Below are 7,125 nucleotides of genomic sequence, written 5' to 3'. Positions count from 1 at the left end.
GGCCTGATTCTGGCCGACGATATGCTTGTCCAGCTCGTGGACGATTTCCTGGGGAGTCATCTGGGTCATGGTTTCACTGCCTTGGCGGGGGGTGAAAAATGGAGTGAGAAGGGGGGAAAGGTGAAGGGTGAAGGGTGAAAGGTGAAGGGTGAAAGGTGAAGGGCTGTGAGTGTGGCTCATCGGGCACAGTGTTTTCTCACCGCGCCGCAGGCGCATCACCTTTCACGTTTCACCCTCCACCGGAATCACAATGTCTCGATCACATGATTGTGATTGGTGTAAATGCAGATATCGCCGGCGATCTCCAGCGATTTCTTGACGATAATCGCCGGTTCGAGCTCGGTATTGTCGAACAATGCCTTGGCGGCCGCCTGGGCGTAGGCCCCGCCCGAGCCGATGGCGGCGATGCCCTGCTCCGGCTCCAGCACATCGCCATTGCCGGTAATCACCAGGGTGGCAGTCTTGTCGGCCACAATCAGCATGGCTTCCAGCCGGCGCAGCATGCGGTCGGTGCGCCAATCCTTGGCCAACTCCACCGCACTGCGCAGCAGATGGCCCTGGTGCTTTTCCAGCTTGGCCTCGAATCGCTCGAACAGGGTGAAGGCATCGGCGGTACCGCCGGCAAAGCCCACCAGCACCTTGTCGTGATACAGCTTGCGCACCTTGCGTGCCGTCGCCTTGATCACCACATTGCCCAGCGTCACCTGGCCATCACCGCCCAGAGCCACCCTGTCGCCACGCCGCACCGACACAATGGTGGTGCCATCGAACTGCTGCATTTCCTGCCTCTTTGCTTTGATCTGACTGCGACAAAGATGGGCCTCGTGTCAGCAAATACAAGAGCTGCCTTTACTCGGAAAAATCTGAAAATCCGCCGTTACTGGCAAACCGGTTTCCTATAGTGGGGAGCCGATGCCCTTCGTTTGCCAGCCCTGCGCTCGACTCACTGCAAAGGGCGCCATATTGAAAACCACGCCGTGAAAGGATTTGCGATGAACCGAACTCGCCCCTGCGCCTTGCGCCCGCTTGCACTGCTGGTTTTTGCCAGCATCGGCCTTGCTCAGGCCGCCATCGTGCCGAAAGACTTCGACCTGACTGTGTCGTACTGGGATACAGCGGCCAATACCGAAGCCAAGAAGGCCGCCATCCAGACCTCGATACAAGGTCTGGCGCAAGCGGTATTCGAGGCGAGCAATGGCGCGCATCGCATCGGCAAGGTAACCGTGTATACCGATGCAGCCTTTGCCGATCGTGCAGATGTGGTGTGGCGTAATGACAAGGGCGATGACGGCAACAATTGCTGGTTCAATGCGCACGTCGGCGGTCGCGGCAAGGCCGGTCAGCGCATCCAGCACTGCGATGTCGGCGCCGGAGACAAAACCGCCTACGATATGCTGGGCAACAAGAAACTGGCTGGCGGCTATATCCTCGCCCATGAGTGGGGCCATTTCTTTTACGCGCTGTATGACGAATACGCCGGCACCAGCGACTGCAAGCCCAATGATCCGAGCGGGCCGTGCAAGGCCGATATCGCGGTGGAAGGTTCGATCATGAACAACACTTGGGCCGCCACCGATGCCAATGACAATCTGGTCAACCCGACGGTCCTGAATTTTTCCACTTCAAAAAACAATAACGCCAATACCAATGCGCAGTTTCGCTCCTATGGCGCCAGCTGCTGGGACACCATTACCCGGCCGACCGACCAGGACCCGGCTTCGCAGCGCTGGCGCACCTTTTTCCCCGAGCTGGTGGCTGCCAAACCGGCGGCCGGCACCGATCCGACCAATGAGCTGAGCACCCCGGAAGGCATCGCCGCCTCCATGGCCGGATTGTCGATCGAGTTCAAGCCCGGCGCTGCAGCCCCCGGCACTGCACTGGCCTTGCGCAATGGTTTTGCCAGCGTCGGCAATACCTTTGCCACGGTGTCCGGACAGATTCCGCCTACCCGCCTGTTTACCGTGGATATTTCCAGCGCCACCAGCGATGCCGACCTGGCCCGCATCAAGAATGCGCTGATCGAAGATGTCGGCCGCAGCGAAAAAGGCGTGATTCTTGGCCTGGCAACCGTCGATAGCGATGCCAAGGTGGTACTGGCGCCTGCCGCGATGGATGGCGCAAGCAATAGCAAGGCACTCAAGGATGCCATTCGCGCGCTCAAGCTGTCCGGCAAGGATCCAGCCTTGGGCGATGCGCTGGGCAAGCTGGCTGCAGCCGTACCCGGTCTCAAGCTCAATAGCCAGTCATCGCAATCGGCCTATCTGTTCAGCAACGGCTTCCCCGGAAGCGGGGCAACACTGGCCGCCGGCGGGACCGCCATACGCAAGGCCGGCTTGAACCTGTTCACTTTTGCTGGCGCCGGCACCGACGACAGCAGCGTGGACGCGCTGACCGCCCTGGCCGAGGATAACGGCGGCGAGTTCTATTCGGCCGCCGACAACACCAGCGCTACCGAATCGCTGCAGCAAGCCGATGAATCATCTTCACCCGGCCTGGACAATGAAATCCTTGCTGATACTGCAACCGCAGTCACCGGCAGCAAAGAGGTGCCCTTCTTTGTCGATTCCTCGGTCGGGACGCTGGAATTGTCGCTGGAAGCCAGCGCCGACCCAAGCAAGCTGACCGTAGCCCTGGTCGACCCGGCGGGCAAGTCCACCGCAGCGACCTGCGAGGCCGATGACACGGGCGCCACTGGCGTGCAGTCTCTGCAGTGTGAAGCTAGCGTGGCGACACCGGCCGGCGGCAACTGGAAGCTGTCGATCAATAATGGCGGCGCCGCTGCCGACCTGCAGTATTCGATCGAGGGCACCCCGGGCTCCAATCTTGGTGCCGTTACTGCGGAAGCGCGCATCGAGAAGGGCAAGACAGTAGGCGCCCCCAGCATCATCACCGCCAATGTCGGTGGCGACTTCCCGATTACCGGCATCCAGGTCAGCGCCCAGTTGATCGCGCCGGATGGCAAGACCAGCACGCTCACCCTGCTTGATGATGGCAAGGGCTCGGACAAGGAAGAAAACGATGGCATCTACACCGGTCAGTTCAACCCGGCGTCGGAAGGCGACTATCGCGCCATCATCAAGTTCGACAACTCGGCCGGCACAGGTAGTTTCTCCACCGAAAGCATTTCCTATGTGCCTTACAAGGGTGGTGGCCAGCCGGTAAAGGGCCTGTTCAAGACCAACAAGACCTTCGTACGCACCGCCAAGACCCATGTGGTGGTAAAGGGCGCCAAGACGGACTTCGACCGGGTGTTCAACTTCGCCGAGGTCGCCTACAAGAGTATTTTCCCGGCCCCCACCACGACCTTTGACTACCAGAACTACAAGGTGCGCTACTACAAGGACAGCAATGTCTATCTGGCCTACAACACTGGCGATGGCAATCTGTATGTCTATGGCCCGGCGCAGTTCGGCCCCAATATCCTGAAAGTGGGTAAGGTGGGCGTATTCCTGGCCAGCGCCAAGGCGGCCGGTTACTAGGCGAGAGCGGCGGCTTTGGCGTCGCCAACAGGCAAGGCTTAACTAATATGGGCCCGGTTGATCCGGGCCCTTTGTATCGGACAATCAATTGAGCAAAGCGCATAGGCCGCCCCCCTGGCGCCACGTGGCCAGTCTGGGCATGAATCTGGCAAGTTTGGCGGCGCTCGCCGCTACCGGCAGTGTCGACAATGGACGGCAGCTGTATCAGTCAGCCTGTCTGCAATGCCATGGCGCACTGCGCCCGAATATCTCGCCCATGCTGGCGGCCGACAATCCGGCGCGTATCCGTGAGGCGATCAATCCGCTGTCCTTGATGAGCACGCTCAGCTATCTGAGCAATGAGGACCTGCTCGACATTGCCAGCTATATCGCCCGCCCGGGCAGCAACGATACCGATCGGCTGTTCGATTGGGCCGAGCAGCAGGGCTTTCCGGACGCCCTGGGGAAGTCGGCCAACGCGACGCAAGAGTATGGCGGCTATCGCTACCGTTACTATCCCAGCGCTCGACTCTTTCTGGGGACACGCAATGGCGAGGTAGTCATGCTCGGCGAAGGCAGCACGGTGCCGGCCTTGCTCGGCACCATGCGCCAGTATCTGCGGCAAATGCCGCCAGGTCGCTAGGTTGCTGGTCGGCGAGTACTGCGCACCAGCCGCTGCCTATTTCTTGCGGATGATGCGTGCAATATCGGCAATGCCCATGATGCGGAACAAGGCAACAATCAGCTCATTGGCGCCGATCAGGGTGGCGTGCTTGGACTGGGCGGTCAGATTGACCAGTACATTCATCAAGGCGCCGGCGCTGACAAAATCAACCCGCGCCACCTTGCTGAAATCGACCAGAACCTGCTCATGGTCGGCCGCGTAATCGAGCAGCGGCTGGAAGCTTGCCTCGGAGGCGCCGACAATCACCCCTTCGAAGCAATAGGCATCTTCAACCGGCTCGGGCATCGGCGATTCGGCGCGCAGCTTGGCATCTTCTGCCGCCACTTCAGCGGCCGTCTTGGTCTTGGCGCTGACATCCCATGAGGGTGGCGACACCTCGAATGTCACCGCGTAATCCACTGCTGCGTTTTCGAAATCTTCCTGCAAACCCAGCAGCTGGTAGATTTCCATCAGCAGCAGCCAGTAAGGCGCTTCTTCATCATTGCGGCGCATTACCTCGATCAGCCCCTTCAGCCGCTCGGTCAATGCCGGGCCGCCGGCGGGCAAAAAGCGCACCTTCTTTTTGCGGAATTTGGCCCAGCGCTGCACGATGGCAGCCGCCGCGGCAGACTCGATCAATTCCACCCGGCCAAAATCCACCCGCACGGCCGCGCCAGAGACGACTGCCTTTTCCAGCTGCTCCAGCTGTTTTTCGATATTGTCGGCAGTCAGTTTGGATTGAAAGGTAAAGTGCGGGCCGCCGGCCTTGGCCTGCGCCGGCACGGCGGGTTTGCTACCGGGGTCCTGCTGCTGCCAGACCGGGGCGCTGCGCTCGAAAGCCACCACGAAACGCAAAGCCAGCTCATCGAATTCGGCATGTCGCCCACGCATCTGGTACAGGTCGAACAGCGCCAGCCAGGTATCGATAGACCCGCGCCCATCTGCCAGCACATCGGCGGCAAGGATGGCGATGGCATCGTCGATCTGGTCATTGGCAAAACTGATGGCGGCCTGCTCCATCGCCACCGACAACACATCCGAGCTTTCCACCACATCGATGCGAACGCCGGAAATGGTGCTGGGCCCCAAAGTCGTGCCGAAATCAATCGGCGCCTTGTCCTTTTCGGCCACACTGGCATCCACGCCACCTTGCCCGGCAGCGTCGGCCTTGGCAGCGGCACCTTTGGGCTGGACGATGCGCGGCTGGCGCGGCGTTGCCTGGTCAGGCTCCGCATCCTTTTTCTTGAAGAAGGAAAACACCACGTTTGAGTATCCTGATGACCGCGCCGTAGCGCGATTTAGTCCATTCTAATGCTGTTTGCATGGTCTTGGGCAAAGCCGTCGCGCACTGGCACCGCGCTGTTATTGCGCAAGTGTGCCATGAAGCACTACTCGGACGGCAGATTTTAACCGACCAGCGGCGCCTGGCTCGTGACAGAACCATGAAAGCCGGGCCATTCACTGCCGGCAGACAGCAACGGCCTCGCACCATTTTCCGGATGCAAAACAAGCAGATAGGCAAATTTCGCGGCCCGTTCTTGGAAACGCAACATCGGGCACAGCGCCGATGCAACAGTTGTCCGCGCTATAGCGGGCGTTTCTCGACCGCCGCTATGCAAGACCCGCGTCAGCGCAATACCTGGCGCCACTCATGCTCGAACACATGCACCAGCGACTGGTTGTTGAGCCGGTTGATCTCGGTCGGCACATGGGCCATATCGGGCGGAAACTGGAACATGGCCGGAATGCCCGCCACCGTCAGGAAACGCAGGCCGGATGGCAGCTGCCCCGGCGGTGTGTACGCCTCGCGGCTGGCCAGTACAAAGCCCCATTCGCCAAAGCTCGGCACATGCACATGGTAGGGGTGGACCTGCAAGCCGACGCTGGCAATGGTATCGGCCACCGTCCAGAATGCCGCCCGGCCATACAGCGGCGAAGTGGACTGCACCACCATGCGGCCATGTGGCGCCAGCGCGCGCTCGGCCATGCGGTAAAAGGTATTGGTGTAAAGCTTGCCCACCGCGTAATTGGTCGGGTCGGGAAAATCGACCACGATCAGGTCGAAGCTGTCGCGCTGCCCTTCCAGCCAACGGAACGCATCGGCATTCACCACCTTCACCTTGGCAGCGTGGAAGGCATCGCCATTGAGCTGGCGCAGCACCGGATGAGTCTTGTGCAAGGCCGGCATTTCCGGGTCCAGCTCTACCAGGGTGATTGATTCGATGGCCGGGTATTTGAGGATTTCGCGCAGCGCCAGGCCATCGCCGCCGCCCAGCACCAGCACCCGTCGCGCCAGCGGCAGCCCGGCCAGTGCCGGATGCACCAGTGCCTCGTGGTAGCGATATTCGTCGCGCGAGCTGAATTGCAGATTGTTATTGAGAAACAGCCGCACATCATCGCGCCAACGCGTCAGCACGATGCGCTGGTAGGGCGTGGTGGCGGTAAAGATGATGCGATCTTCATACAGCGCATTCTCGGCCAGGCTGGACAGCTGGCCGGCACCGGCAAAGCCGGCCAGCACCAGCGCTGCCACTGTGCCACCTTGCCACCACAGCCGCTTGCCGGGCAGCTCCCGACGGAACAGCCACAGGGTCCACAGAGCGATGCCGACATTGAACAAGCCGAACAACAAGGCGGTACGCACCATGCCCAGATGCGGAGCCAGCCATAGCGGAAACAGCAGCGATACCGCCAGTGCGCCCAGGTAGTCGACACTGAGCACTTGCGAAACCAGCTCCTTGAATTCGATGCGCCGCTCCAAGAGGCGCATCACCAAGGGGATTTCCAGGCCAACCAGGGCGCCGATCAGAAACACCAGGGCATACAGCACCACCAGAAATGGCCCGCTGATCCAGGCAAACGCCCAGAACAGCCCTGCCGCCGAAAAACCACCGATCAGCCCCACCGCCAGTTCGACCTTGATAAACAAGGCGGCGAGATCGCGGGTGACCTGACGCGACACCCAGGAACCCACGCCAATGGCGAACAGATACACGCCGATCA

General features: G+C 60.7%; 5 protein-coding genes. 2 read left to right on the top strand and 3 right to left on the bottom strand.

All coding sequences use genetic code 11. The features are described from left to right. Positions 1 to 245 precede the first annotated feature (245 nt). The gene (gene hslV / locus ACE3OH_RS17110) at positions 246 to 779 is read right to left on the bottom strand and encodes an ATP-dependent protease subunit HslV (protein ID WP_374355802.1); all 534 of its coding nucleotides are present in this window, start codon (positions 777 to 779) and stop codon (positions 246 to 248) included. A gap of 213 nt (positions 780 to 992) precedes the next feature. Here hslV and ACE3OH_RS17105 point away from each other — a divergent pair, with 213 nt between their 5' ends. Further along, positions 993 to 3,479, top strand: coding sequence for a choice-of-anchor X domain-containing protein (locus ACE3OH_RS17105; protein WP_374355798.1), 2,487 nt, complete (start codon positions 993 to 995; stop codon positions 3,477 to 3,479). A 139-nt stretch (positions 3,480 to 3,618) separates the two neighbouring features. Then, a complete protein-coding gene (locus ACE3OH_RS17100; protein WP_374355795.1) occupies positions 3,619 to 4,101 on the top strand; it encodes a cytochrome c in 483 nt (160 codons plus the stop codon). Between the two features lie 36 nt (positions 4,102 to 4,137). On the opposite strand, the gene ACE3OH_RS17095 is transcribed toward ACE3OH_RS17100, so the two are convergent. Further along, complete coding sequence (locus tag ACE3OH_RS17095; RefSeq protein WP_374355792.1) at positions 4,138 to 5,385, bottom strand: hypothetical protein; 1,248 nt, start codon at positions 5,383 to 5,385, stop codon at positions 4,138 to 4,140. 364 nt (positions 5,386 to 5,749) lie between these two features. Further along, a partial coding sequence (locus ACE3OH_RS17090) for a polyamine aminopropyltransferase (RefSeq protein ID WP_374355789.1) occupies positions 5,750 to 7,125 on the bottom strand: 1,376 nt, incomplete at its 5' end.

It is taken from the genome of Chitinimonas sp. (assembly GCF_041904975.1).
Taxonomy (GTDB): domain Bacteria; phylum Pseudomonadota; class Gammaproteobacteria; order Burkholderiales; family Chitinimonadaceae; genus Chitinimonas.
The sequence above is the reverse complement of the archived record's forward strand: the minus strand, read 5'-3'. Positions and strand labels throughout refer to the sequence as shown.